Source organism: Streptomyces sp. BBFR25, assembly GCF_044590125.1.
Taxonomy (GTDB): Bacteria; Actinomycetota; Actinomycetes; order Streptomycetales; family Streptomycetaceae; genus Streptomyces; species Streptomyces canus_D.
The window spans coordinates 2,581,883-2,605,184 of record NZ_CP172447.1; the positions used below are offsets into that span (position 1 = coordinate 2,581,883).

The 23,302-nt window shown below is 71.1% G+C and carries 17 protein-coding genes; 7 read left to right on the top strand and 10 right to left on the bottom strand.

Annotated features, from left to right (window positions below):
* The first annotated feature begins 34 nt into the window (after positions 1 to 34).
* Positions 35 to 700 (top strand): TetR/AcrR family transcriptional regulator, encoded by a 666-nt coding sequence (locus ACGH52_RS11725; protein ID WP_193777602.1) that lies wholly within the window; start codon positions 35 to 37, stop codon positions 698 to 700.
* On the opposite strand, the gene ACGH52_RS11730 is transcribed toward ACGH52_RS11725, so the two are convergent.
* From ACGH52_RS11730 to ACGH52_RS11755, 6 genes are all read right to left on the bottom strand, one after another.
* The gene (locus ACGH52_RS11730; RefSeq protein WP_059303011.1) at positions 697 to 1,053 is read right to left on the bottom strand and encodes a 5-carboxymethyl-2-hydroxymuconate Delta-isomerase; all 357 of its coding nucleotides are present in this window, start codon (positions 1,051 to 1,053) and stop codon (positions 697 to 699) included. The genes ACGH52_RS11725 and ACGH52_RS11730 overlap by 4 nt on opposite strands.
* A gap of 55 nt (positions 1,054 to 1,108) precedes the next feature.
* Positions 1,109 to 6,523 carry a pullulanase-type alpha-1,6-glucosidase gene (gene pulA, locus ACGH52_RS11735; protein WP_399938888.1) on the bottom strand — a complete coding sequence of 1,805 codons (5,415 nt, stop codon included), beginning with the start codon at positions 6,521 to 6,523 and terminating at the stop codon, positions 1,109 to 1,111.
* A gap of 206 nt (positions 6,524 to 6,729) precedes the next feature.
* Complete coding sequence (locus ACGH52_RS11740; protein ID WP_399938890.1) at positions 6,730 to 8,412, bottom strand: glycoside hydrolase family 13 protein; 1,683 nt, start codon at positions 8,410 to 8,412, stop codon at positions 6,730 to 6,732.
* Between the two features lie 127 nt (positions 8,413 to 8,539).
* Positions 8,540 to 9,451 (bottom strand): sugar ABC transporter permease, encoded by a 912-nt coding sequence (locus ACGH52_RS11745; RefSeq protein ID WP_210977285.1) that lies wholly within the window; start codon positions 9,449 to 9,451, stop codon positions 8,540 to 8,542.
* Between the two features lie 13 nt (positions 9,452 to 9,464).
* Positions 9,465 to 10,469 carry a carbohydrate ABC transporter permease gene (locus ACGH52_RS11750; RefSeq protein WP_210977284.1) on the bottom strand — a complete coding sequence of 335 codons (1,005 nt, stop codon included), beginning with the start codon at positions 10,467 to 10,469 and terminating at the stop codon, positions 9,465 to 9,467.
* Between the two features lie 106 nt (positions 10,470 to 10,575).
* Entirely contained in the window at positions 10,576 to 11,844 is a 1,269-nt protein-coding gene (locus ACGH52_RS11755; RefSeq protein ID WP_059302819.1) for an extracellular solute-binding protein, read from the bottom strand.
* Positions 11,845 to 12,247: 403 nt separating this feature from the next.
* Here ACGH52_RS11755 and ACGH52_RS11760 point away from each other — a divergent pair, with 403 nt between their 5' ends.
* Together ACGH52_RS11760 and ACGH52_RS11765 are read left to right on the top strand one after the other, a co-directional pair.
* On the top strand, positions 12,248 to 13,282 hold the full coding sequence (locus ACGH52_RS11760; protein WP_076974053.1) for a LacI family DNA-binding transcriptional regulator: 1,035 nt from the start codon (positions 12,248 to 12,250) through the stop codon (positions 13,280 to 13,282).
* A gap of 94 nt (positions 13,283 to 13,376) precedes the next feature.
* On the top strand, positions 13,377 to 14,240 hold the full coding sequence (locus tag ACGH52_RS11765) for a phosphatase PAP2 family protein (RefSeq protein ID WP_076974054.1): 864 nt from the start codon (positions 13,377 to 13,379) through the stop codon (positions 14,238 to 14,240).
* Positions 14,241 to 14,276: 36 nt separating this feature from the next.
* Here ACGH52_RS11765 and ACGH52_RS11770 read toward each other — a convergent pair whose 3' ends face one another.
* Complete coding sequence (locus ACGH52_RS11770; RefSeq protein ID WP_399938893.1) at positions 14,277 to 17,273, bottom strand: bifunctional [glutamine synthetase] adenylyltransferase/[glutamine synthetase]-adenylyl-L-tyrosine phosphorylase; 2,997 nt, start codon at positions 17,271 to 17,273, stop codon at positions 14,277 to 14,279.
* A 173-nt stretch (positions 17,274 to 17,446) separates the two neighbouring features.
* Between ACGH52_RS11770 and ACGH52_RS11775 the strand changes: the two genes are divergently transcribed.
* From ACGH52_RS11775 to ACGH52_RS11785, 3 genes are read left to right on the top strand one after another with little or no spacing between them, the layout of a single operon-like run.
* Positions 17,447 to 17,710 carry a type II toxin-antitoxin system Phd/YefM family antitoxin gene (locus ACGH52_RS11775; RefSeq protein WP_052839935.1) on the top strand — a complete coding sequence of 88 codons (264 nt, stop codon included), beginning with the start codon at positions 17,447 to 17,449 and terminating at the stop codon, positions 17,708 to 17,710.
* A complete protein-coding gene (locus ACGH52_RS11780) occupies positions 17,707 to 17,961 on the top strand; it encodes a Txe/YoeB family addiction module toxin (RefSeq protein WP_030189135.1) in 255 nt (84 codons plus the stop codon). Before ACGH52_RS11775 ends, ACGH52_RS11780 begins: the two co-directional genes overlap by 4 nt.
* A 35-nt stretch (positions 17,962 to 17,996) precedes the next feature.
* Positions 17,997 to 18,443, top strand: a complete 447-nt coding sequence (locus ACGH52_RS11785) for a VOC family protein (RefSeq protein ID WP_059302823.1) — start codon at positions 17,997 to 17,999, stop codon at positions 18,441 to 18,443.
* Positions 18,444 to 18,464: 21 nt separating this feature from the next.
* On the opposite strand, the gene ACGH52_RS11790 is transcribed toward ACGH52_RS11785, so the two are convergent.
* From ACGH52_RS11790 to ACGH52_RS11800, 3 genes are all read right to left on the bottom strand, one after another.
* Entirely contained in the window at positions 18,465 to 20,237 is a 1,773-nt protein-coding gene (locus ACGH52_RS11790; protein WP_399938898.1) for an NAD+ synthase, read from the bottom strand.
* A gap of 82 nt (positions 20,238 to 20,319) precedes the next feature.
* Complete coding sequence (locus ACGH52_RS11795; protein ID WP_121701704.1) at positions 20,320 to 20,946, bottom strand: DUF305 domain-containing protein; 627 nt, start codon at positions 20,944 to 20,946, stop codon at positions 20,320 to 20,322.
* On the bottom strand, positions 20,943 to 21,611 hold the full coding sequence (locus tag ACGH52_RS11800) for a DUF3105 domain-containing protein (RefSeq protein WP_076974059.1): 669 nt from the start codon (positions 21,609 to 21,611) through the stop codon (positions 20,943 to 20,945). The genes ACGH52_RS11795 and ACGH52_RS11800 overlap by 4 nt, the downstream gene beginning before the upstream one ends.
* Positions 21,612 to 21,901: 290 nt before the next feature.
* On the opposite strand from ACGH52_RS11800, the gene glnA reads away from it, so the two are divergent.
* Positions 21,902 to 23,263 carry a type I glutamate--ammonia ligase gene (gene glnA / locus ACGH52_RS11805; RefSeq protein ID WP_003976572.1) on the top strand — a complete coding sequence of 454 codons (1,362 nt, stop codon included), beginning with the start codon at positions 21,902 to 21,904 and terminating at the stop codon, positions 23,261 to 23,263.
* The last annotated feature ends 39 nt before the right edge of the window (positions 23,264 to 23,302 follow it).

The following is a 23,302-nucleotide window of genomic DNA, read 5'->3' on the forward strand; positions in this document are numbered from 1 at the left end:
AGGTGTTCGTATGACTACCGGGGTACGCCGCAGAATGGGCGTCGAGGAGCGGCGGCAGCAGTTGATCGGCGTCGCGCTCGATCTCTTCAGCCGCCGCTCGCCCGACGAGGTCTCCATCGACGAGATAGCGTCGGCGGCGGGCATCTCGCGCCCACTGGTCTACCACTACTTCCCCGGCAAACTCAGCCTGTACGAGGCCGCGTTGCGGCGCGCCTCGGACGATCTGGCGGCCCGGTTCGTGGAGCCGCGCGAGGGCCCGCTGGGCGCGCGGCTGCTGCGCGTGATGGGCCGCTACTTCGACTTCGTCGACGAGCACGGCCCGGGTTTCTCGGCCCTGATGCGCGGCGGCCCGGCCGTGGGCTCCTCCACGGCCAACGCGCTGGTGGACTCCGTACGGCAGGCCGCTTATGTCCAGATCCTTTCGCACCTGGACGTCACCGAGCCGCCCGCGCGGCTGGAACTGGTCGTCCGCTCCTGGATCTCGCTCGCCGAGTCGACGGCGCTGCTCTGGCTGGACGGGCGCCGCATCCCGCGCGCCGAGCTGGAGGCGCAGCTCGTGCACGACTTCGCCGCGCTGACGGCGGTGAGCGCCGCCTACGACGAGGAGATGGGTGCCCTGCTGCGCCGCGTCATCGCGGACGAGCCGGCCGACGGCCCCTTCGGGGACCTGGTCGGCCGGCTGATCACCCTGGCCGGTTAGCTCTCGAACTTCCGGTACGACGGGTCCAGGTCGCGGACCTCGGCGGAGGCGTGCAGGGCGAGGCCGTCGCCCGGCTTGGCGTACTGGCGCAGCAGTTCCAGCACGGCCTCGGTCAGCCGCGCCTTGGTCTCGTCGGTGCGGCCCGCGAGCAGTCCGAGCGTGACGTGCACGACGGCGTGCCCCTCGGTGTCCGGGCCGACCACGGTGTCCTCGGCGCGGCGGAACTGCGTCTTGCAGGCCGGCGGCTTCGCGGCCGCGATCTCGACGACGGCCTCGTGCAGGGCCCGCGCGAAGGCGGGCCGGTCGAAGTCGCCGGCGAGCCGGTCGGAGTAGTCGACGGTGATCTGCGGCATGAGCCCTCCCGTTGCGTGAACAGCAGGGCTCACCCTAACCGCAGGTCCCCCGCCGTCAGCCGGCCTGCTGGAAGACGGCGACCGTACGGGCCGGCACGGTGAAGGTGCCGGTCCTCGCCGTGTACGTGGACTCCTTCACCACCGGGTCCGCGCCCGCCGCCTGCACCGGGTGCAGCCGGTAGCCGGTCCCGGCCGCCGCGCCGAGACGCTGGTCCTGCCGCTCGGGCGTGGCGTTGAGGACGACGACGAGGTCACCGAGGCGCATGGTGATCACGCCGGGTGTCTCGTCCTTGCCGGAGAGCGGGAAGGAGAGCCGGGACTGGACCTGCCCGGCCGTGGCGAGGGAGAAGTCCCTCTCGCCACTGCGGATCTTCAACAGGTCCCGGTACGCCGCCGAGGCGCCGGTGATCTGCGGGCAGCCGACCCGCACCGCGCCCAGCAGGGGCTTGGCGTAGGGCCACTTGTCCCGGTTGTCGGCGGCCGGTGGCAGGCCCCGGCCGAAGCCGTTGCCGTCGGCGCAGTTCCAGTGGAGGGCGTTGAACCAGTCGCCGCTGTCGTAGGAGTTGCGGTCCAGCGACTTGGAGCGCAGCAGGTCGGTGCCCGCCTGGGAGAGCGCCGGGCCCTGCGAGAGGGCGGCGGTCGCCAGGGCGAGGACCTGCATGCGGGCCCGGTCGTCGGCGGAGGTGTCCTTGGGCAGCTTGAAGGCGAGCGCGTCGAACAGGGACTCGTTGTCGTGGGCGTCGGCGTAGGCGAGGGCGTCGCCGGGTGCCGCCGCGTATCCGGCGGGGGCGCCGTTGTAGTCGACCTCGGAGCCCTTGACCTCCTTGCCGCTGGTGTCGGTGAAGGCGTAGTCGGCGAGGTTGCCGGTCAGCCCGACCTTGATCAGGTCCTGGTAGTGCAGCAGGCGGGCCTTCTGCTCGGCCTCGGTGCCGTTGGCCTTCGAGGAGTTCGGGTCGGTGTAGAGGCCGGAGGCGAAGCCCTGGACGCCGGGGTCCTCGTCGAAGGGGCCGCCGCCGCGCACGGCGTCGCGGGCCCGGTCGGAGAAGGTGGCGATGCCGGTACCGGCCATGTTCTTCTGGGTGGCCTGGACGAAGCGGGCGTCGTCGGCGACCTCACCGAAGTTCCAGCCCTCGCCGTACAGGATGATCTTCTTGCCGTCGACGCCGTCCTTGGCGGCGGTCAGCTCGTCCAGCGCCTTCCTGACCGCGAGGATGTTGGCCTTCGGGTGGTGGCCCATGAGGTCGAAGCGGAAGCCGTCGACCTTGTACTCCTTGGCCCAGGTGACGACCGAGTCGACGACGAGCTTGCCCATCATGGCGTTCTCGGTGGCCGTGTTGGCGCAACAGGTGCTGTTGGCGACGGAGCCGTCGGCCAGCAGTCGCTGGTAGTAGCCGGGCACGATCCGGTCGAGGACGCTGGTCCCCGCCTGGCCGCTCGCGGCCGTGTGGTTGTAGACGACGTCCATGACGACGCGCAGGCCGTCCTCGTTGAGGGCCTTGACCATCTTCCGGAACTCGACGGTGCGCTCGGTGCCGTCCGGGTCGGTGGCGTAGGAACCCTCGGGGACCGTGTAGTGGTACGGGTCGTAGCCCCAGTTGAAGGCGTCCTTCGCGGCTGCCTCGGTCACGCACTCCTGCTGCCGGTCGGAGTCGGCCGGGAGGGAGGCGAGGTCGCAGTCGGGCGCCGTCTGCTCGGACTTCTTCTCGGGGACGGTGGCGATGTCGAAGGCGGGCAGCAGGTGCACGTAGGACGTGCCGGCCTCGGCCAGCTTCCGCAGGTGCTTCGAGCCGTCGCTCTTCTCGTCGGTGAAGGCGAGGTAGGTGCCCCGGTGGTCCGGGTCCGCGGTCGGGTCGGCGACGGAGAAGTCGCGGATGTGCAGCTCCTGGATCTGGGCGTCCCTGAGCGGCACCGCCTCGGGCTTGCCGTAGCCGTCCCAGCCGCGCGGGGCCAGGGAGCGGTCGTCCAGGTCGACGACGAGGCTGCGCTCGGAGTCGGTGGTCAGGGCGAGGGAGTACGGGTCGGTGACCTTGTTGGTGACGACCTCGCCCGCGGTGGGCGCCCACACCTTGACGGCGTACCGGTAGGGCTGGCCCTTCCACGACTTCGGGCCGGTGACGGACCAGACGCCGGTGGCGTCGTCGCGGCGCATCCGCACGGTGCGGTCGCCGATCTCCAGGGAGACGTCCTGCGCGGTCGGCGCCCACACGGAGAGGGTGGGCCTGCCGTGCCGGAAGACCGGGCCGAGGTCGGCCCCGGTCGCCCGGTCCGCGTACAGGTCGTCCAGGACGCCCGCGGTCTGCACGCCCGTCGCCGCGAGCAGGGCGCCGGTGGCGGTGCGCTGGGCGGCGACGACCTGGCCGCGCAGGGCCTCGCGGACCCGGTCGCGATCGCGCGGGTCGACCGACCAGGCGGTGTACGCCTTCAGGTGCGGGAACCTCGCCTTCTGGGCGTCGGTGAGGGCGCTCTTCGTCAGGCGCAGCCACCGCTGGTCGACGCCGGTGAGCCTGCCGTCCTCGGCGGTGAGGGAGCCGGTGCGGGAGGCGAGCAGCTGGGTGGAGGCGGCGCCTTCGGAGCCGTTCCAGGCGACGGTGTTCCGGTCGATCCAGACCGCCTCGGAGGTGGTGAGGTCGACGGCCGCCGCGGAGCCCGCGGGCTGCGGCAGCAGGTACTGCTCCTCGCCGCTCAGCAGCCACACCTCGTGACCGTCGGCCTTGAGGTCGAGGGCCTGGTCGGTGGGCAGGTCCTTCTCGTCGCCCTTGTGGACGATGTAGCTGAGGCTGCTCGCGCCCTCGGTGAGCGGCACCTCGAAGACCGCGCCGTAGGGGTCGGTCCTGACCGGCTGGAGGGGCTTGGCCCAGTCGGTGGGGTGCGCGGCGTCGCCCCAGACGTGCAGGCCCCAGCCGTCGTAGTTCCCGTCGGCGCGCTGGTAGTGCAGTACGGCCTTGCCGGTGTCCTGGGCCGGGTATTCGGGCCGCTCCGTGGCGACCTGCTCCTTGCCCTGCTCGATCCACACCTCGCCGGTCTGCGTGACGTCGATGGTGCGGTCGGCGGCGACGTCCTTGGTGCCGTCCTTGTCGATGACGAGGAAGCCGACGTCGGACGCGCCGGGCTTGAGCTTGACGTGGGCGAAGGCGCCGTAGGCGTCCCGGCCGGTGAAGGGGTGGGTCTCGGGCCAGGTGGTCGCCTCGCCCTCGGCGAGGTCGCCCCAGGCGTACAGGCCCCAGTCGTCGTAGTCCCCGTCCGCGCGCTTGTAGTGCACGACCGCGTAGTCCCGGGAGGCGGCGGTGGGCACCTCCTCGGCTGGCGGGGTGCCGGTGGTGGAGGCGGCCGTGGTGCTCGCGGTGCGGCCCGCCGAGTCCACGACGACCGCCTTGTAGCGCAGGGCGGTGCCCGCGGGGGTGTCCGCGTCGACGGTGTGGGTGACCTTGTAGGGCGCGTGGTCGGCGGTGCCGAGGGTGCGCCACTCGCCGTCACCGGTCTGGGCGGCGAAGACGACGCGGTTGAGCTGCCCGCCCGCGACGTCGGCCGTCAGCTCGACGGTGCCGGTGGCACCGGGGTCCGGGGCGCGGAGGGTGATCGTCGGCTCGGCGGCGGGCGCGGCGAGCCTGCCCGCGGCCTTGAGGACCACCGCCGACCCGGCCGGGACGGTGACCGTGACCTTGGTGTCGGCGCCCGACTTCACGGTGGCGTCGGTGCCGTGGAGGCCGCGGAAGGTCATGTGCGCCGAGCCGGTGGCGAAGGTGGCGGTCTTCGCGGCGTCGGCGTTGTTGAAGGCGACGACGTACTCGGCGCCGGTCGTCGCGTCGGTGCGCGAGAAGGCGTAGACACCGGGGCCGTCGGCGGCGTAGCGCTCGGTCTGGACGCCGTCGGCCAGGGCGGGGTGGGCCTTGCGCAGCTTGGCGAGGGCGCTGATCTGCCGGTAGAGCGGTGCCTGCGTGTCGTGGGCCGCCTCGGCGTGGGTGCGGTCGGTGCCCAGCTGGTCGTCGTCGAGGTAGTCCGCGGTGCGCGAGGCGAACATCGGCTGGCGGGCGTCCTTGTCGCCGCCCGCGCCGGTGAAGCCCTGCTCGTCGCCGTAGTAGATCACCGGGTTGCCGCGGCTGAGGAACATCAGCTCGTTGGCGAGCTTGTCCTTCTTCAGCAGTTCGGCGTCGGTGGCCTCGGGGTCGTCCTGCCGGAGGAAGGTCCCGATGCGGCCCATGTCGTGGTTGCCGAGGAAGGTGACCTGCTCGTAGGCGTTGGCCTTGTCGGTCGTGTACTTGTAGTCGTCGCCGAAGACCGAGGCGAGCTTCTGGGCACTGCCGCCCTGGGAGGCGTACGCGCGGGCCGCGTCCTGGAAGGGGAAGTCCAGGGTGGAGTCCAGACGGCCTTCGGTGACGTAGGGGGCGGTGACGGAGGTGTCGGCGGAGTAGACCTCGCCGAACATGAAGAAGTCGTCGCGCCCCTTCTTGGCGGCGTAGGCGTCCAGCGCGGTCGCCCACTGGGTCCAGAACTCCATGTCGACGTGCTTCACGGTGTCGATCCGGAAGCCGTCGATGGCGAAGTCCTTGACCCACCGCTGGTAGATCTTCTCCATGCCGTCGACGACCTCGGGACGCTCGGTCCACAGGTCGTCGAGGCCGTTGAAGTCGCCGTAGGTGGCCGACTCTCCGGCCCAGGTGGAGTCGCCCCGGTTGTGGTACATCGCCGGGTCGTTGAGCCAGGACGGCACCTTGAGGTTCTTCTTGGCGGCCGGGACGACGGGGGTGCGCGGGAAGGAGCCGCTGTCCACCCGGGGGAACCTGCGGTCGCCGTCCGCGTAGTCGGCGTCGTCGAAGGGCTGCCCATCCTTGGTCAGGTAGGGGAAGGCGCCCTTGGAGAGGTAGTCGTACGCCTTCTCCTCGTAGTCGACGACGTCGGCGGTGTGGTTGGTGATGACGTCGAAGAAGACCTTCATGCCCTTGGCGTGGGCCTTGGAGATGAGGTTCTTCAGGTCCTGGTTGGTGCCGAAGTGCGGGTCGACCTGGGTGAAGTCGGTGATCCAGTACCCGTGGTAGCCGGCCGAGGCGTCCTTGCCGGTGCCCTGGACGGGCTGGTTCTTGAAGAGGGGCGCCATCCAGATGGAGGTGGTGCCCAGCCCCTTGATGTAGTCGAGCTTCTCGGTCAGGCCCTTGAGGTCGCCGCCCTGGTAGAAGCCCTTGTCGGTGGGGTCGTAGCCGGTGGTGAGCCGGGTGCCGGTCAGGCCGCCCCTGTCGTTGCGGGTGTCCCCGTTGGCGAAACGGTCCGGCAGGACGAAGTAGAACTGCTCACGCGTCAGGTCGTGGCGTGCGGCGGTCTTCGCCATCTTCGCGTCGGACGGGGGCGCGGGCGGGGTGTCGGCCCGCGCGGCGAGCGGGGGAAGCAGGGCGGCGGCGAGCGCGGTCACGGTGACGGCCGCGACCCGTCTCACTCGTGCGGTGCGGCGCGTGGCGGGCACCGGCCATCTCGGTATCACAGGCGTGAGCTCCTTGCGAGTACGGCTCGTTCGGGTCCGACCCCGGCGAGACCGTAGCGCTGCCGCAAGTCTTGCGGCAAGACTTGCGAAAGTAACGGAAAGGATTTTCACAGGACTTGCCCGCGCCGCCCGGGACCGGCCCACGCGCGAGGGCCCGCCGCCTCCCCGTGGGAAGCGGCGGGCCCTCGGGCCATACGGAGGGAGCGTCAGGCCCTGGTCCACCACACCGTCGTGTCCGCCGGCACCTTCGCCTCGCCGGCCGCCTCGGTGATCTCACCGCTGGCCAGCAGGACGCGCCCGTACGCGGGCATCGCCACCGACTCGGCGGTGGTGTTGGCGACGCACACGAAGTCGCCGCGCCGGAAGGCGACGACGCCCTCGGGGGCGCGCAGCCACTCGACCGCGTCGCCCGCGCCGAGGTCGGCGGTGGAGCGGCGGACGGCCAGGGCCTCGCGGTACAGCTCCAGGGTCGAGCCGGGCACGCCGGACTGCGCCGCGACGCTCAGCTCGCCCCAGCCCGCGGGCTGCGGCAGCCAGCTGCCGCCGTCGCCGAAGCCGTACGAGGAACCCTCACGGGTCCACGGGATCGGGACGCGGCAGCCGTCGCGGAAGCCGTCCTGACCGGCGCCGCGGAAGTACGCCGGGTCCTGGCGGACCTCGTCGGGCAGGTCGACGACGTCCGGGAGGCCCAGTTCCTCGCCCTGGTAGACGTAGGCCGAGCCGGGCAGCGCCAGCATCAGCAGGGTCGCGGCGCGGGCCCTGCGCAGGCCCAGTGCGCGGTCGCCGGCCAGGCGGATCTGGGTGCCGAGGCCCGCCGGGTTGGCGAAGCGGGTGGCGTGCCGGGTGACGTCGTGGTTGGACAGGACCCAGGTGGCGGGGGCGCCGACCGGGCGCATGGCGTCCAGTGTCCGGTCGATGACCGTGCGCAGCTCCTCGGCGTCCCAGTGGGTGCCCAGGTACTGGAAGTTGAACGCCTGGTGCAGCTCGTCGGGGCGGACGTAGTTCGCGGTGCGCTCGACGGTCGGCGTCCACGCCTCGGCGACGAAGATGCGCTCGCCGGAGTACTCGTCGAGGATGCGGCGCCACTGGCGGTAGATGGCGTGCACGCCGTCCTGGTCGAAGAACGGCATGACATCGTTGCCCAGCAGCTTCAGCTGCTCGTGGGATCCGAGGTCGGGCAGGCCCTCCGCCTTCACCATGCCGTGCGCGACGTCGATGCGGAAGCCGTCCACGCCCATGTCCAGCCAGAACCGCAGGATGGAGCGGAACTCGTCGCCGACGGCCGGGTGCTCCCAGTTGAAGTCGGGCTGCTCGGGGGCGAACAGGTGCAGGTACCACTCCCCCGGCGTGCCGTCGGGCTCGGTGACCCGGGTCCAGGCGGGGCCGCCGAAGATGGACTCCCAGTCGTTGGGCGGCAGTTCGCCGTTCTTCCCCTTGCCGGGGCGGAAGTGGTAGCGGTCCCGGGACGGGGAGCCGGGCCCCTCGGCGAGGGCGCGCCTGAACCACTCGTACTGGTCGGAGGAGTGGTTGGGCACCAGGTCGACGATGATGCGCAGGCCCAGCGCGTGGGCGTCGCGGATCAGCGCGTCGGCGTCCAGGAGGGTGCCGAACATGGGGTCGACGGCCCGGTAGTCGGCGACGTCGTATCCGGCGTCGGCCTGCGGGGAGGCGTAGAAGGGGCTGAGCCACACGGCGTCCACGCCCAGGTCGCGCAGGTACGGCAGGCGGGTGCGGACACCCTCCAGGTCGCCCATGCCGTCGCCGTTGCTGTCGGCGAAGCTGCGCGGGTACACCTGGTAGATGACCGCGTCCCGCCACCAGTCGTGGCGCCCTGCGACGGTGGCGACGGCGGAGGTGGGGGCCGGTGCGGCGGAAGGCTGCTGGCTCATGTCGTCCTTGGTACGTAACGGAACGGAGTGGAGGCGTCGAGGCGTGGTGGCGGAAGGGGCGGCCGGCCGCGGTGCTGCGGGGTCGGATGGGCACCGCGGCCGGACGTTTTCCGGGGGCGGGCGGCGATCAGCCCTTCGTGCCGCCCGCGGTGAGGCCGGTCACCAGGTTCTTCTGCACGAGGTAGAAGAACGCGGAGACGGGTATCGCGACGAGCACGGCGGTGGCCGCCATCAGGTTGCGCTGCGCGTCGTGTTCGCTGACGAAGCTCTGCAGCCCGACGGCGAAGGTGTACTTCGTGTCGCTCAGCATGAACGTCGAGGCGAAGGCGACCTCGCCGAAGGCCGTGATGAAGCTGTAGAAGCCGGCGACCGCGAGGCCCGGCCGGGCCAGCGGCAGGATCAGCCGGAAGAAGGTCCCGAAGGGGCTCAGCCCGTCCACGCGCCCGGCCTCGTCGATCTCGAACGGGATGGTGTCGAAGTAGCCCTTGAGCAGCCAGGCGCAGTACGGCACCGCGGTGGAGCAGTAGACGAGGATCAGGCCGAGGTAGTTGTCGATGAGCTGGAGCTTCGACAGGATCTGGTACATCGGCACGATCAGGACCGCGATGGGGAACATCTGGGTGACCAGCAGGACCCACATGAGCTTCCGGTAGCCCGGGAAGCGCATCCGCGAGACCGCGTAGCCGGTCGTCGCGGCGACCAGCACCCCGATGACGGTGGTGCCCAGCGAGACGATCAGCGAACTCTTCAGCCAGTCGAAGAAGTTGGTGTCCTGGAGCACGAAGACGTAGTTGTCGAAGGTCATCTTCGACCAGATGCGTCCGGGGTGCAGGTAGTCGTTCTTGTCCGGGCCGAGGGACAGGTAGACCAGCCAGGCGACCGGGAAGAGCGCGACGAGGCTCGCGAGGGTCAGCACGCCGTGGGAGGCGAGGGACGCGGCGCGGCTGCGTTCGCCGCGGCGGCGCACCTTGCGCGGCGGCGCGGTGGGCGCGGCGACCTGCTCGGCGGGGGCCTCGGTGGGCGCGGTGCTTGTACTCATGGCGGCTCCTGCCTCAGTTCGCGAGCTGCTGCTCATTGCGGTTCAGCCAGCGGCGGTAGAAGGAGGTGAAGACGATCAGGATGGCCAGCAGCAGGATGCCGTAGGCCGCGGACTGCGCGAAGTCGCGCGGCTGCTGTCCGAAGCCGAGCTGGTACGCCCAGGTGACGAGGATCTGCGCGTCGGGGGCGGTGTTGCCGAACAGCAGGAAGATCACGGCGAACTGGTTGAAGGTCCAGATGATGCCGAGCAGCACGACCGTGGAGCTGACCGACCGCAGACCGGGCAGCGTGACGTACCGGAAGCGCTGCCAGGCGTTGGCGCCGTCCATCTCGGAGGCCTCGTAGAGGCTGTTGTCGATGGACTGCAGGCCGCCGAGGAGCGAGACCATCATGAACGGCACGCCGCACCAGGTGTTGACCATGATCGCGGAGAACCGCTGCCAGAAGGTGTCCTCCAGCCAGGCGGGCGTCGGCAGGTGCAGCCAGTCCAGGGCGGAGTTGATGATGCCCTGGTCGGCGAGCATGAAGCGCCAGCCGAAGACGGTGACGAAGGTGGGTACGGCCCAGGGCAGGACCAGGATCAGCCGGTAGACGGTGCGGCCGCGCAGCTTCTGGTTGAGCAGCAGGGCGAGCCCGAGACCGATGCAGAAGTGCAGGCCGACGCAGACCGCCGTCCACACGATGGTCCAGATGAAGTGCGACCAGAAGCGGTCGTACGCCGTCGGGCCCCACAGGATGTCGGCGTAGTTGTCCAGGCCGACGAACTTGTACGTGGCCTCGATCTCGTTGACGCCGATGGTGCGCGCGCTGTTGAGGCTGTTGGCGTCGGTGAGGGTGAGGTAGAGGCCGTAGCCCAGCGGGTACAGCACGAGGACGCCGATCACGACGGCCACCGGCGCGATCATGGCGTAGGCGTACCAGTGCTTCTGGTAGCCGTCTTTCAGACGGCGGCCGAGGCCGGGCCGCGGGGTGCGGTCACCGCGGCGCTTGCCGGTCGCGCGGTCGATGGCGACTGTCATGGTTCGACACCTTCGGGAGCATCGGGAAGGTCAGGGGTCAGCGGTCGGGGCACGGCCGGTGACCGCCGGGCCCTCCCCCCACTGCGGGGCCCGGCGGTCGCGGGGACTACTTGCTGAAGTCCGGCACCAGCTTGGCGATCGCGGTCTCGACGTCGCCGAGGCCCTCGTCCAGGGACTTCTTGCCGCCGGCGATCTGGGGCAGCTCGTCGTCCAGCGGCGTCCACAGGGAGCTGTACTCGGGCAGCGCCGGGCGCGGCTGGGCGGCGGGCAGGACCGTCTGGTAGCCGGCGATGCCCGGGTCGGCCTTGACCTTGGCGGTGTAGGCGTCGTCGCGGGTCGGCAGCGTGGAGTTCTTCAGGGCGACGGTCTCCTGGGACTTCGCCGAGGTCATGAACTTCACGAACTTCAGCGCCGCCTCCTGGTGGGCCTGGTCCGAACCGGCGTAGACCGACAGGTTGTGGCCGCCGGTCGGGGCGCCCGCCTTGCCGGTGGAACCGGCCGGGACGGTGGCGATGCCGAGGTTGTTCTTGTCCTTGAAGGCCGAGCCCTTGTAGAAGTTGGTGATCTCCCACGGGCCCTGGATGATCGAGGCGACCTTGCCGCTGACGAACGCCTCCTGGATGTGGGCGTAGGCGTCCGCGGTGGTGTCGGCCTTGTGCAGGCCCTTGCCGTCGAAGAGGCTCAGCCAGGTGCCGTAGCCCTTCTTGGCCGCGGGCGCGTTGACGGTGATCTTCTTGCCCTCGGCGTCGACCGTGTCGGTGCCCTCGCCGTACAGGAAGGGCTGCGCGTAGTAGCCGGCCGTGGAGGCCCAGTAGCCGTCGGCGCCGGTCTTGTCCTTGATGGTGGCGGCGGCCTTCTTCAGGTCGTCCCAGGTCTTGGGGGCCTCGACGCCGGCCTTCTTGAACAGTTCCTTGTTGTAGACGAAGGCCAGGGTGTCGGTGACCAGCGGCACGCCGTAGGTCTTGCCCTCGTACTTGGCCTGCTCGATCAGGTTGGGCTGGAACTTGTCCTGCTCGGCGAGGGCCTCGGTGCCGTCCAGCGGCAGGAAGAAGCCCTTCTTGGCGAAGGCGGGCGTCCAGCCGACCTCGGACCGCAGCACGTCGGGGGCGCCCTTGGAGCCGGCGGCGGTGTCGAACTTGTTCTGCGCCTGGTCGAACGGCACGTTGACGAAGTTGACCTTGACGCCCTTGTTGGCGGCCTCGAACTCCTTGACCAGCGCCTTGTAGGTCGGCGCCTCGTTGGTCGCGTTGGAGGTGTCCCAGTATGTGATGGTGACCGGTCCGCCGGACTCGCTGTCGCCGTCGTCTCCGCCGCACGCCGTCGCCGCCAGGGCGAGGGACGCCACCAGCGCGGTGGCCGCTATGCCACGCCGCATGAGTTCTCCTTGAGGGTGAAAGCCCGTGTGGTGCAGGGTGCGGGCCCGTCCGCCGCTCCTGCCGACCGCCGACCGCGTCGTTGCTGCCGTCGGGCGACGTGAACGTAACAGCGTGGAAAGCTCGGCGAAAGGTCTTGCTGCAAAAATGTGCAAGAGATCTCCGAAGTTATCCGGGCGTGACCTCTCGGCGACCGTCATGAGACGCTTGTTTACGGGGTCCGAGCGGTATCGGGCCGCTTGTGCAAGACTCTGCAAGCTCTTGCCGCCACTTTCCTGAGGGAGCGCGATGACGCAGCAGCCCGCGCCGGGCCGTCCGACGGGCCGTCCGACGGGCCGTCCAACAGGCCGCCCACGGCGCCCGATCGGTGTGCAAGGCGGCGGCCGACAGGTACAGTCCACCCCTGTGACCACACGGCTTGCCGACATCGCTGCCCAGGCGGGGGTGAGCGAAGCGACCGTCAGCCGCGTCCTGAACGGGAAGCCGGGCGTCGCCGCCACCACCCGCCAGTCCGTGCTCGCCGCCCTCGACGTGCTGGGCTACGAGCGCCCGGTGCGGCTGCGGCAGCGCAGCGAGGGCCTGGTGGGCCTGATCACCCCAGAGCTGGAGAACCCGATATTCCCCGCGCTGGCCCAGGTCATCGGGCAGGCGCTGACCCGGCAGGGCTACACGCCGGTCCTCGCCACCCAGACGCCGGGCGGCTCCACGGAGGACGAGCTGACCGAGATGCTGGTCGACCGCGGGGTCGCCGGCATCATCTACGTCTCGGGGCTGCACGCCGACACCACCGCCGACATGCAGCGCTACGAGCGGCTGCGCGCGCAGGGCGTGCCGTTCGTCCTCGTCGACGGCTTCTCCTCGCAGGTGCAGGCGCCGTTCATCTCCCCCGACGACCGGGCCGCGATGAGCCTCGCGGTCACGCACCTGGTCTCGCTCGGCCACACCCGGATCGGCCTGGCCCTCGGGCCGAAGCGGTTCGTGCCGGTGCAGCGCAAGATCGAGGGCTTCGTGCGCGCCGTCCAGGAGCAGTTGGGCCTGGGCGCCGAGACGGTGGAGAAGGAGCTGGTCCAGCACTCGCTGTACACCCTGGAGGGCGGCCAGGCGGCGGCCTCCGCGCTCATCTCACGGGACTGCACGGCGGTGGTCTGCGCCAGCGACATGATGGCGCTGGGCGCGATACGCGCGGCCCGGCAGCTGGGCCTGGACGTGCCCAAGGACGTCTCGGTGGTCGGCTTCGACGACTCGCCGCTGATCGCCTTCACCGACCCGCCGCTGACCACGGTCCGCAAGCCGGTGCCCGCGATGGGGCAGGCGGCGGTGCGCACGCTCCTGGAGGAGATCGGCGGGACGCCCGCGCCGCACAGCGAGTTCGTGTTCATGCCGGAGCTGGTGGTGCGCGGCTCGACGGCGTCGGCCCCGGGCGAGCGCGGCCGCCCCTGACCCCTCGGGGGGCGGCGGCTCCGGGGCGGATGCGGGTCGGATCCACCTGGGGGATGATCGGTGGGAGAGGGCTTTTCTGGCAGACTTCATGCCTATGGGTGACGCGACCGTGAGGACTCGGGAACGCCTGGAGGACGGCGTTCCGCACCCCGTCGCAGAGTCGACGGGGCGGGGGGTCATGCGTCGGCTCCGGACCCCGCGCCGACCCCGCCTCTGGTTCGAGATCCTGCTGATCGCGATCAGCTACTGGACGTACTCCCTCGTCCGCAACGCGGTGCCGGAACAGCGGACGGCGGCACTGCGCAACGCCGACTGGATCTGGCGCGTGGAGCAGCAACTGGGCATCGCCGTCGAGGAGTCCGTCAACCATGCCGTGAACTCGGTGACTTGGCTGGTCGTCGGCATGAACTACTACTACGCCACGCTGCACTTCGTGGTGACCCTGGGTGTCCTGGTGTGGCTCTTCCGCAGTCACCCCGGCCGTTACGCGGCGACCCGGCTGGTGCTCTTCGCGACCACGGGTGTCGCCCTGGTCGGCTACTACCTGTATCCGCTCGCGCCGCCCCGGCTGATGAACGGCGGGCACTTCATCGACACGGTGATGGTCCACCAGACGTGGGGGTCGATGGCGTCCGGCGACCTGAAGAACATGTCCAACCAGTACGCCGCGATGCCGTCGATGCACATCGGGTGGTCGGTGTGGTGCGGCCTGACGATCTTCGCGCTGGCGTCGGTGCCGTGGGTGCGGGTGCTGGGGCTGGTGTACCCGGCGCTCACGCTGGTGGTGATCGTGGCGACGGCGAACCACTTCTGGCTGGACGCGGTGGGGGGTGTGCTGTGCCTGGCGTTCGGCTACGGGGTGGCTTACGTCTGGTACGGGAGCCTGCCGTACCGGTTGCCTCGCCTGGTGCCGGTCGCTGCGCGGCGGCGGAGGGTGTGGCTGCCGGGGCGGGCGTAGCTGCGGGGTGGGCAGGCACGACTGCCCACGGCTGGGTCAGGCGTAGAACAGCTCCTCCACCACCGTCCGTGCCCGGCGGGCCGTGCGGCGGTATTCGTCGAGCATGTCGCCCGCGTGGCCGGAGCCGTGGCCCAGGTAGCGGCCCACGGCCGCCAGCTCGCGCGGGTCGGTCGGGAAGGTGTCCCCCGCCCGCCCCCGCACCAGCATCACCGCGTTGCGGACCCGTGTCGCCAGCACCCACGCCTCGTCGAGCGTGGCGGTGTTCTCCTCCGAGACCAGCCCGGCGTCCCGGGCGGCGGCCAGCGCCGCACGCGTCCTGGTGGTCCGCAGCCCGGCGATCTCGTGCCCGTGCCGCAGCTGGAACAGCTGCACGGTCCACTCCACGTCGGAGAGCCCGCCCGGCCCCAGTTTGGCGTGCAGCTTGGGGTCGGCCCCGCGCGGCAGCCGCTCGGACTCCATACGGGCCTTCAGCCGCCGGATCTCCCGTACGGCGTCCTCGCCGAGCCCGCCCGCCGGGTACCGCAGGGGGTCGACCAGCTCGATGAAGCGCGCCCCCAGCTCCTCGTCCCCGGCGACGAACTCGGCCCGCAGCAGGGCGTGCGACTCCCACCCCAGCGACCAGCGCCGGTAGTAGGCCTCGTACGACTTCAGGGTGCGCACCAGCGGCCCGGACCTGCCCTCGGGGCGCAGGTCGGCGTCGATCAGCAGCGGCGGGTCGGCGCTCGGCACCTGGAGCAGGCGGCGCATCTCGGAGACGACCTTGTTGGCGGCGTCGCCCGCCTCCCGCTCGTCCACCCCGTCGCGGGGCTCGTGCACGAACAGCACGTCCGCGTCCGAGCCGTAGCCCAGCTCGTGCCCGCCGAAGCGGCCCATGGCGATGATCGCGAACCGGGTCGGCAGGACGTCGCCCCACTTGTCCCGCACGACCGCCCGCAGCGTCCCCGCCAGCGTCGCCGCCGTCAGGTCGGACACCGCGCCGCCCACCAGGTCCACCAGGGCGCCCTGGTCGGCCTCGACGGGCTGGGCCTCGGTGCCGTAGGAGCCGACGATGTCCGCGGCGGCCGTGCGGAACAGCTCCCGGCGCCGTACGCCGCGCACCGCGGTGACGGCCTGCACGGCGTCGTCGGCGCGGCGGACCGCGGCGAGGGTCTCCTGCTCCAGCTGGGCCCGGCCGCGCGGCCGCAGTCCCCCGGCGACGCCGTCGCCGAGCAGCGCGACCGCCTCGGGGGCCCGCATCAGCAGGTCGGGGGCGAGGCGCCCGGCGGAGAGCACCCGGGCGAGGTTCTCGGCGGCGGCGCCCTCGTCGCGCAGCAGCCTGAGGTACCAGGGCGTGGTGCCGAGCGCGTCGGAGACCTTGCGGAAGTTCAGCAGTCCGGTGTCCGGGTCGGCGGAGTCGGCGAACCAGCCGAGCAGCACGGGCAGCAGGGTGCGCTGGATGGCCGCCTTGCGGGTGACGCCGGACGCGAGCGCCTCCAGGTGCCTGAGGGCTGCGGCCGGGTCGGCGTACCCGAGGGCGACCAGGCGCTCCCGGGCGGCCTCGGGGCTGAGCCGGGCCTCGCCGGGCGCGAGCTGGGCGACGGCGTCGAGCAGCGGCCGGTAGAAGATCTTCTCGTGCAGCCTGCGGACCACCGCGGCGTGCCGTTTCCAGGCGCGCAGCAGTTCGGCCACCGGGTCGTTGCGCATGCCCAGGGAGCGCCCCATGCGGCGCAGGTCGGCCTCGTCCTCGGGCACCAGGTGGGTGCGGCGCAGCCGGTGCAGCTGGATGCGGTGCTCCATGGAGCGCAGGAAGCGGTACGCCTCGTCGAGCTGGGCTGCGTCGGCGCGGCCGACGTAGCCGCCCGCGGCGAGCGCCGCCAGCGCGTCCAGCGTCGTGCCGCTGTGCAGGGAGGTGTCCGCCCGCCCGTGCACCAGCTGGAGGAGCTGCACGGCGAACTCGACGTCCCTGAGCCCGCCGGGCCCGAGCTTGAGCTGCCGGTCGACCTCGGCGACGGGGATGTTCTCCACCACCCGGCGGCGCATCTTCTGCACGTCCGGGACGAAGTTCTCGCGGTCGGCGGCCTGCCACACCAGGGGCTGGAGGGCGGCGACGTACTCGGCGCCGAGCCCGGGGTCGCCGGCCACCGGGCGGGCCTTGAGCAGTGCCTGGAACTCCCAGGTCTTGGCCCAGCGCTGGTAGTAGGCGACGTGGCTGCTGAGGGTGCGCACCAGGGGGCCGTTGCGGCCTTCGGGGCGGAGGTTGGCGTCGACGGGCCAGATGGAGCCCTCGACGGTGGTCTCGGAGCAGATCCGCATCATGTGCGAGGCCAGCGAGGTGGCGGCGCGCAGCGCCTTGGTCTCGTCGGCCTCCGCCTCGGCGGGCTCGCCCACGAAGATGACGTCGACGTCGGAGACGTAGTTCAGCTCGTGTCCGCCGCACTTGCCCATCGCGATCACCGCCAGCCGGCACCGCGCGGCGTCCTCGGGGGCGTCGGCCTCGGCGAGGGCCAGGGCGGCGCGCAGGGTGGCGGTGGCGAGGTCGGCCAGCTCGGCGGCGGTCTCGGCGACGTCGATGGTGCCGCACACGTCGCGGGCGGCGATGGACAGCAGGCAGCGCCGGTAGGCGACGCGCAGGGAGACCGGGTCGGTGGCCTCGGCGAGCCCCCGCTCGAACTCCTCGACCCCGCGGTGCAGGTCGCGCGGCTCGTACGTGACGAGGGCCTGCCAGTCCCCCGCGTGCCGGGCGAGGTGGTCGGCGAGCGCCTCGGAGGCGCCGAGCACGCCGAGGAGGCGGTCGCGCAGCGGCTTGGCCGCTATCAGGGTGTCGAGCAGCTCCCGGCGGGCGGTGGGGTCGGGCTGCGCCTCCAGGAGCCGTACCAGCCCGAGCAGGGCGAGGTCCGGGTCGGCGGTGGCGCCCAGCGCCTCCAGGAGCACGGGGTCGGCCCGCAGCTCGGCCAGCTCGGCCCCCTCCAGCAGCCGCTCGGCGGCCGAGGGATCGGTGAAGCCGTGCCGCAGCAGTCGCGTGAAGGTACTGCTCCTGCGCCCCGGCGCCGTCATCTCGGCCTCCTGTCGGACAGTGGGGCGCGTGGGCCCGGTCGGATCAAGGTCGTACGGGCTGAGCGTAGCCGGGGAACGGCGTGCGGGCGCCGGGGCGTACCGCTCCCGCTTTCCGGTGGACCGCTCCAGACTCGTACGATATCTTGTACAAGCCGAGGAAGGGAGGCACTGGTATGTCCATCACCGCCAGCGAAGCCCGTCAGAATCTGTTCCCGCTGATAGAGCAGGTCAACGAGGACCATGCCCCGGTGCACATCACCTCCCGCAAGGGGAACGCCGTGCTCATGTCCGAGGAGGACTTCACGGCGTGGACGGAGACGGTGCATCTCCTGCGCTCGCCGCGCAACGCCCGACGCCTGCTCGACTCCATCGCGGAGGCCGAGGCGGGCGACGCACGGCAGCGTGAGCTGATCGACCCGGACGCGGAGCGGGCGTGAGGATCACTTTCACGTCCCACGGCTGGGAGGACTACGTCCACTGGGCCGAGAGCGACCGGAAGGTGACCAAGCGGATCAACAGACTGATCGCCGACATCGCCCGTGACCCGTTCAAGGGCATCGGCAAGCCGGAGCCGCTCAAGGGCGACCTGTCCGGCTACTGGTCACGGCGCATCGACGACACGCACCGTCTTGTGTACAAGCCCACCGATGACCTGCTGGTCATCGTCCAGGCGCGCTACCACTACTGACCTTCGCGACCGACGCAAGCCCAAGGAGTCATGCCATGGACTTCACGCTCGAAGTCATTCCGCTCCCCGTCACCGACATCGACCGCGCCCGGGACTTCTACCGGGACAAGGTCGGCTTCCACGTCGACATCGACCAGGAGGTGATGCCGGGCATGCGGATCGTCCAGCTGACGCCTCCGGGCTCCGGCTGTTCGGTCGCCCTCGGCGACGCCATCTGGGACATGGCCCAGGGGCAGACCCGGCCGGAACCGGGCTCGTACCAGGGCCTCCAGCTCTGCGTCGCCGACATCAAGGCGGCGCACGCGGAGCTGACCGCGCGCGGCCTGGAGGTCTCGGAGCCGGTGCAGTACGCCCCGGACGACGGCGCCACCTTCATGTACTTCAAGGACCCGGACGGCAACGGCTGGGCGATCCAGGAGTACCGGCGCCGGGTGGCGGAGCCGCTGCACAAGGTGCTGGCCGACCTCAAGCGCGAGGGCTAGCCGCTACGGGGGTCCGCCGCCTCAGCCGCGCTCCCGCCAGCGGTTGGTGACCGGCAGGCGGCGGTCCTTGCCGAAGCCCTTGGACGAGATCTTGGTGCCCGGCGGGTACTGCCGCCGCTTGTACTCCGCGGTGTCCACCATGCGCAGCGTCCGGGTCACCAGCTCCCGGTCGTACCCGGCGGCCACGATCTCGTCCGCGCCGCGGTCCCCGTCGACGTACAGGGCGAGGATCGCGTCCAGCACCGGGTAGTCCGGCAGCGAGTCGGTGTCGACCTGGCCGGGGCGCAGCTCCGCGCTCGGCGGCTTGGTGATCGAGTTCTCGGGGATCGGCGGGGTCTGTCCTCGGGCGGCCGCCGCGCGGTTGCGCCACTCGGCGAGACGGAAGACCGAGGTCTTGTACACGTCCTTGATGGGCCCGTACGCGCCCACCGAGTCGCCGTACAGCGTGGAGTAGCCGACCGCCAGCTCCGACTTGTTGCCGGGGGCCAGGACCAGGTGGCCCTCCTGGTTGGAGAGCGCCATCAGCAGCGTCCCGCGCAGCCGGGACTGGAGGTTCTCCTCCGCGAGGCCGGTCAGCTCCAGCGCGCCCGTGTACGCGTCGAACATCGGCTCGATGGACACGGTGCGGTAGTGGAGACCGGTGCGGCGGGCCAGCTCGGCCGCGTCGTCCCTGGAGTGCCCGGAGGAGTACTTGGACGGCATGGAGACGCCGTACACGTGCCGCGCGCCGAGCGCGTCGCAGGCGATCGACGCGACCAGCGCGGAGTCGATGCCGCCGGACAGCCCGATCAGCACCGAGCGGAAACCGTTCTTCGCGACGTACGCGCGCAGGCCGACGACGAGCGCCGAGTAGACCTCCTCGTCGTCGTCCAGCGGCTCGGCGTGGCCGCCGGACAGCCACGGTTCGGCGGCGAGCACCGTGTCCGCCGCCGCCTCCTCGGCTTCGGAGAGCACGACCCGGTCGATGCGCAGCCCGTCGTCCACGACGCCCGTCGGCGGCTCCGGCTCGGCGGCGGGCAGGTCGAGGTCCAGCACCAGGCAGCCCTCGGCGAACTGCGGCGCCCGCGCCAGGACCGTCCCGTCCCGGTCGACGACGATCGAGTCGCCGTCGAAGACCAGCTCGTCCTGCCCGCCGGTCATGGCGAGGTAGGCGGTGGTGCATCCGGCCTCCTGGGCCCGCTTGCCCACCAGCGCCAGCCGGGTGTCGTCCTTGTCCCGCTCGTACGGGGAGGCGTTGACGGAGAGCAGCAGCCCGGCGCGCGCCGAGCGGGCGGCCGGCACCCGGCCGCCGTCCTGCCACAGGTCTTCGCAGATGGCCAGCGCCACGTCCACGCCGCGCACCCTCACCACGGGCAGGGTGTCGCCGGGCACGAAGTAGCGGAACTCGTCGAAGACGCCGTAGTTCGGCAGGTGGTGCTTGGCGAAGCTCAGCACCACCTCGCCGCCGTGCAGCACGGCCGCCGCGTTCTGCGGGGCGCCCGCGGGCTGGCCGTACCTCGGCTGGGCCGTCGCCGAGCGGTCGAGGTAGCCGACGACCACGGGGACGCCGCCGAGCCCCTCGTCCGCCAGCCGTACCGCGAGGGAGCGCAGGGCGGAGCGGGAGGCCTCGACGAAGGACCACCTGAGGGCCAGGTCCTCCACCGGGTATCCGGTCAGCGTCATCTCCGGGAACGCCACCAGGTGCGCTCCCTGCCCGGCCGCGTGCCGGGTCCAGCGCAGGACCGACTCGGCGTTGCCGTCGATGTCGCCGACGGTGGAGTCGATCTGGTTGAGGGCGAGTCGTAGTCGGGGCACCCGTCCACTGTAATCGTCAGAACGACGCGATGGGGCGACGGGTGTGTTACCGCGTGATGTCCGGGACCTCACGCACGCCGTCTCAGCTCCCCGGTTTCGCGCCCCGCTCGGCCAGCAGATCGGCCATCAGCCGGATCTCCGACTCCTGCGACTCCACCATGCCCTGGGCCAGCCGCTTCTCCACGCCGACCGTGCACCGCTCGACGCAGCCCTTCGCCATGTGGACGCCGCCCTTGTGGTGCTCGGTCATCAGCTGGAGGTAGAAGACCTCGGCCCGCTTCCCGTCCAGCGTCCCGAGCTTCTCCATCTCGGCGTCGGTGGCCATGCCCGGCATCAGCGAGCCCTCACCGGCCAAGGGCGCGTCGCCCATGCCCATCCAGGTCATCGGCGGATCGGACGACACCTTGGGCAGCGCCCACAGGTCGAGCCAGCCGATCATCATGCCGCGCTGGTTGGCCTGGGTCTGCGCGATGTCGTAGGCGAGCCGCCGCACCTCCTCGTCGTCGGTGCGGTCGCGCACGATGTACGACATCTCCACGGCCTGCTGGTGGTGGACCGACATGTCGCGGGCGAACCCGGCGTCCGCGGAGTCGGCGGCCGGGACCTTGGTGCCGCCGTCGTCCCCGGCGACGGCGTAGGTGATCCCGCCGGCCGCGACGAGCACCGCGGTCGCGGCCCCCGCGATCCAGCCGGCCCGTTTCGGGGTCACTGGGACAGCCCGTTGGTGCACGCGGCCCCCGGCTCGGGGGTCTGCTGTCCCTGGACGAACTTCTCGAAGAACTTGTCCACGTTCGGGTCGTCGGCGCCGGTCACCGTGCGCTGGTGCCCCCACGCGGAGAGCATGATCGGGTCCTTCTGCTTGTCGTCGGGGCTCATCAGCGAGTACGGCGTCTTCTTGACCTTGGCGGCCAGCTTCTGGACGTCGGCCTCGGGGGCGTCGTCGGTGTACGTCACCCAGACGGCGCCGTGCTCCAGCGAGTGCACGGCGTTCTCGTTGTTCAGCGGCTTGGTGTAGACGTCGCCGTTGCAGTTCATCCAGACCTGGTTGTGGTCGCCGCCGACGGGGGGCTCGACGGGGTAGGTGACCTTCTTGGTGACGTGGTTGCGCCCCAGGTCGCCCTTCCAGGTCCGTACGCCGTCCGCGCCGGTCTCGAACTTGCCGGAGGTCTTGCCGTCGGAGGCCGTGTCGCCTGAGGAGTCGTCGGACTGCGACCGGACGAGGAAGACGCCGCCGACGACGAGACCGGCGACGACCACGGTGCTGAGCGTGATCGTCAGGATCCGGTTCCGGCGGTCGCGGGCCTCCTCGGCACGCCGCATCTCGGCTATGCGGGCCTGTCGCGCCGCGTTGCTGCTCTTCTTGGCGGAACCCATGGGGTGTTGCCCTTCTGGGAAGGATGCTGGAGACGGACGAGCGTGAGGTCCGCTGATCGTAATGGCGAGGGACCCTTCCTTCGTAGGGCGGGCACAGGATCTGTCCCGGCCGGATCCCCGGAATGGCCCGATCGAACAGGTGGCCTCTACGCTGCGGTCACGGGGTGGGCCGGCCGACGGAGGTCCGCAACGCATACGTAACGGCGCTGTGGTGTGATGCTCAAGTGCCCGACCGCCTCCCGCCGTACCGGAGACAGGCGGCCTGACCAGCAAGGATGGGGAAGCGGAAGATGGACAAGCAGCAGGAGTTCGTGATCCGGACGCTGGAGGAGCGCGACATCCGGTTCGTACGCCTGTGGTTCACGGACGTACTGGGCTTCCTCAAGTCCGTCGCCGTGGCCCCGGCCGAGCTGGAGCAGGCCTTCGACGAGGGCATCGGTTTCGACGGCTCCGCGATCGAGGGCTTCGCCCGGGTCTACGAGTCCGACATGATCGCCAAGCCGGACCCGTCGACGTTCCAGGTCCTGCCGTGGCGCGCGGAGGCCCCCGGCACGGCCCGCATGTTCTGCGACATCCTCATGCCGGACGGCTCGCCGTCCTTCGCGGACCCGCGGTACGTCCTCAAGCGCGCCCTGGCCCGCACCTCCGACCTGGGCTTCACCTTCTACACCCACCCCGAGATCGAGTTCTTCCTCCTGAAGGACAAGCCGGTCGACGGCTCGGTCCCGACCCCCGCCGACAACTCCGGCTACTTCGACCACACCCCGCAGAACATCGGCATGGACTTCCGCCGCCAGGCGATCACCATGCTGGAGTCGATGGGCATCTCGGTGGAGTTCTCCCACCACGAGGGCGCCCCCGGCCAGCAGGAGATCGACCTGCGCTACGCGGACGCGCTCTCCACGGCCGACAACGTCATGACCTTCCGCCTGGTCATGAAGCAGGTCGCGCTGGAGCAGGGCCTCCAGGCCACCTTCATGCCGAAGCCGTTCTCGGAGTACCCGGGCTCGGGCATGCACACCCACCTCTCCCTCTTCGAGGGCGACCGCAACGCGTTCTACGAGTCCGGCGCGGAGTACCAGCTCTCCAAGGTGGGCCGCTCCTTCATCGCGGGCCTGCTCCGGCACGCCGCCGAGATCTCCGCGGTCACCAACCAGTGGGTGAACTCCTACAAGCGCATCTGGGGCGGCACCGAGCGCACGGCGGGCGCGGGCGGCGAGGCCCCCTCCTACATCTGCTGGGGCCACAACAACCGCTCGGCCCTGGTCCGCGTCCCGATGTACAAGCCCGGCAAGACCGGCTCGGCCCGCGTCGAGGTCCGCTCCATCGACTCCGGCGCCAACCCGTACCTGACCTACGCGGTCCTCCTCGCCGCCGGCCTCAAGGGCATCGAGGAGGGCTACGAGCTTCCGCCGGGCGCCGAGGACGACGTCTGGGCCCTCTCCGACGCCGAGCGCCGCGCCCTGGGCATCGAGCCCCTCCCCCAGAACCTGGGCGAGGCCCTCGCCCTGATGGAACGCAGCGACCTGGTCGCCGAGACGCTGGGCGAACACGTCTTCGACTTCTTCCTCCGCAACAAGCGGCAGGAGTGGGAGGAGTACCGGTCCCAGGTGACGGCGTTCGAACTGCGGAAGTCGCTGCCGGTGCTGTAGCGCTCCTGATCACGTCCCGACCCGCACGGGCGCCGGGAC

Bases quoted from the DNA above. Each gene is read 5' to 3' on its own strand.
- ACGH52_RS11725 (WP_193777602.1), top strand. From the start codon at position 35: ATGGGCGTCGAGGAGCGGCGGCAGCAGTTGATCGGCGTCGCGCTCGAT.
- ACGH52_RS11730 (WP_059303011.1), bottom strand. From the start codon at position 1,053: ATGCCGCAGATCACCGTCGACTACTCCGACCGGCTCGCCGGCGACTTC.
- ACGH52_RS11740 (WP_399938890.1), bottom strand. From the start codon at position 8,412: ATGAGCCAGCAGCCTTCCGCCGCACCGGCCCCCACCTCCGCCGTCGCC.
- ACGH52_RS11745 (WP_210977285.1), bottom strand. From the start codon at position 9,451: ATGAGTACAAGCACCGCGCCCACCGAGGCCCCCGCCGAGCAGGTCGCC.
- ACGH52_RS11750 (WP_210977284.1), bottom strand. From the start codon at position 10,469: ATGACAGTCGCCATCGACCGCGCGACCGGCAAGCGCCGCGGTGACCGC.
- ACGH52_RS11755 (WP_059302819.1), bottom strand. From the start codon at position 11,844: ATGCGGCGTGGCATAGCGGCCACCGCGCTGGTGGCGTCCCTCGCCCTG.
- ACGH52_RS11765 (WP_076974054.1), top strand. From the start codon at position 13,377: ATGGGTGACGCGACCGTGAGGACTCGGGAACGCCTGGAGGACGGCGTT.
- ACGH52_RS11770 (WP_399938893.1), bottom strand. From the start codon at position 17,273: ATGACGGCGCCGGGGCGCAGGAGCAGTACCTTCACGCGACTGCTGCGG.
- ACGH52_RS11775 (WP_052839935.1), top strand. From the start codon at position 17,447: ATGTCCATCACCGCCAGCGAAGCCCGTCAGAATCTGTTCCCGCTGATA.
- ACGH52_RS11785 (WP_059302823.1), top strand. From the start codon at position 17,997: ATGGACTTCACGCTCGAAGTCATTCCGCTCCCCGTCACCGACATCGAC.
- ACGH52_RS11800 (WP_076974059.1), bottom strand. From the start codon at position 21,611: ATGGGTTCCGCCAAGAAGAGCAGCAACGCGGCGCGACAGGCCCGCATA.
- glnA (WP_003976572.1), top strand. From the start codon at position 21,902: ATGGACAAGCAGCAGGAGTTCGTGATCCGGACGCTGGAGGAGCGCGAC.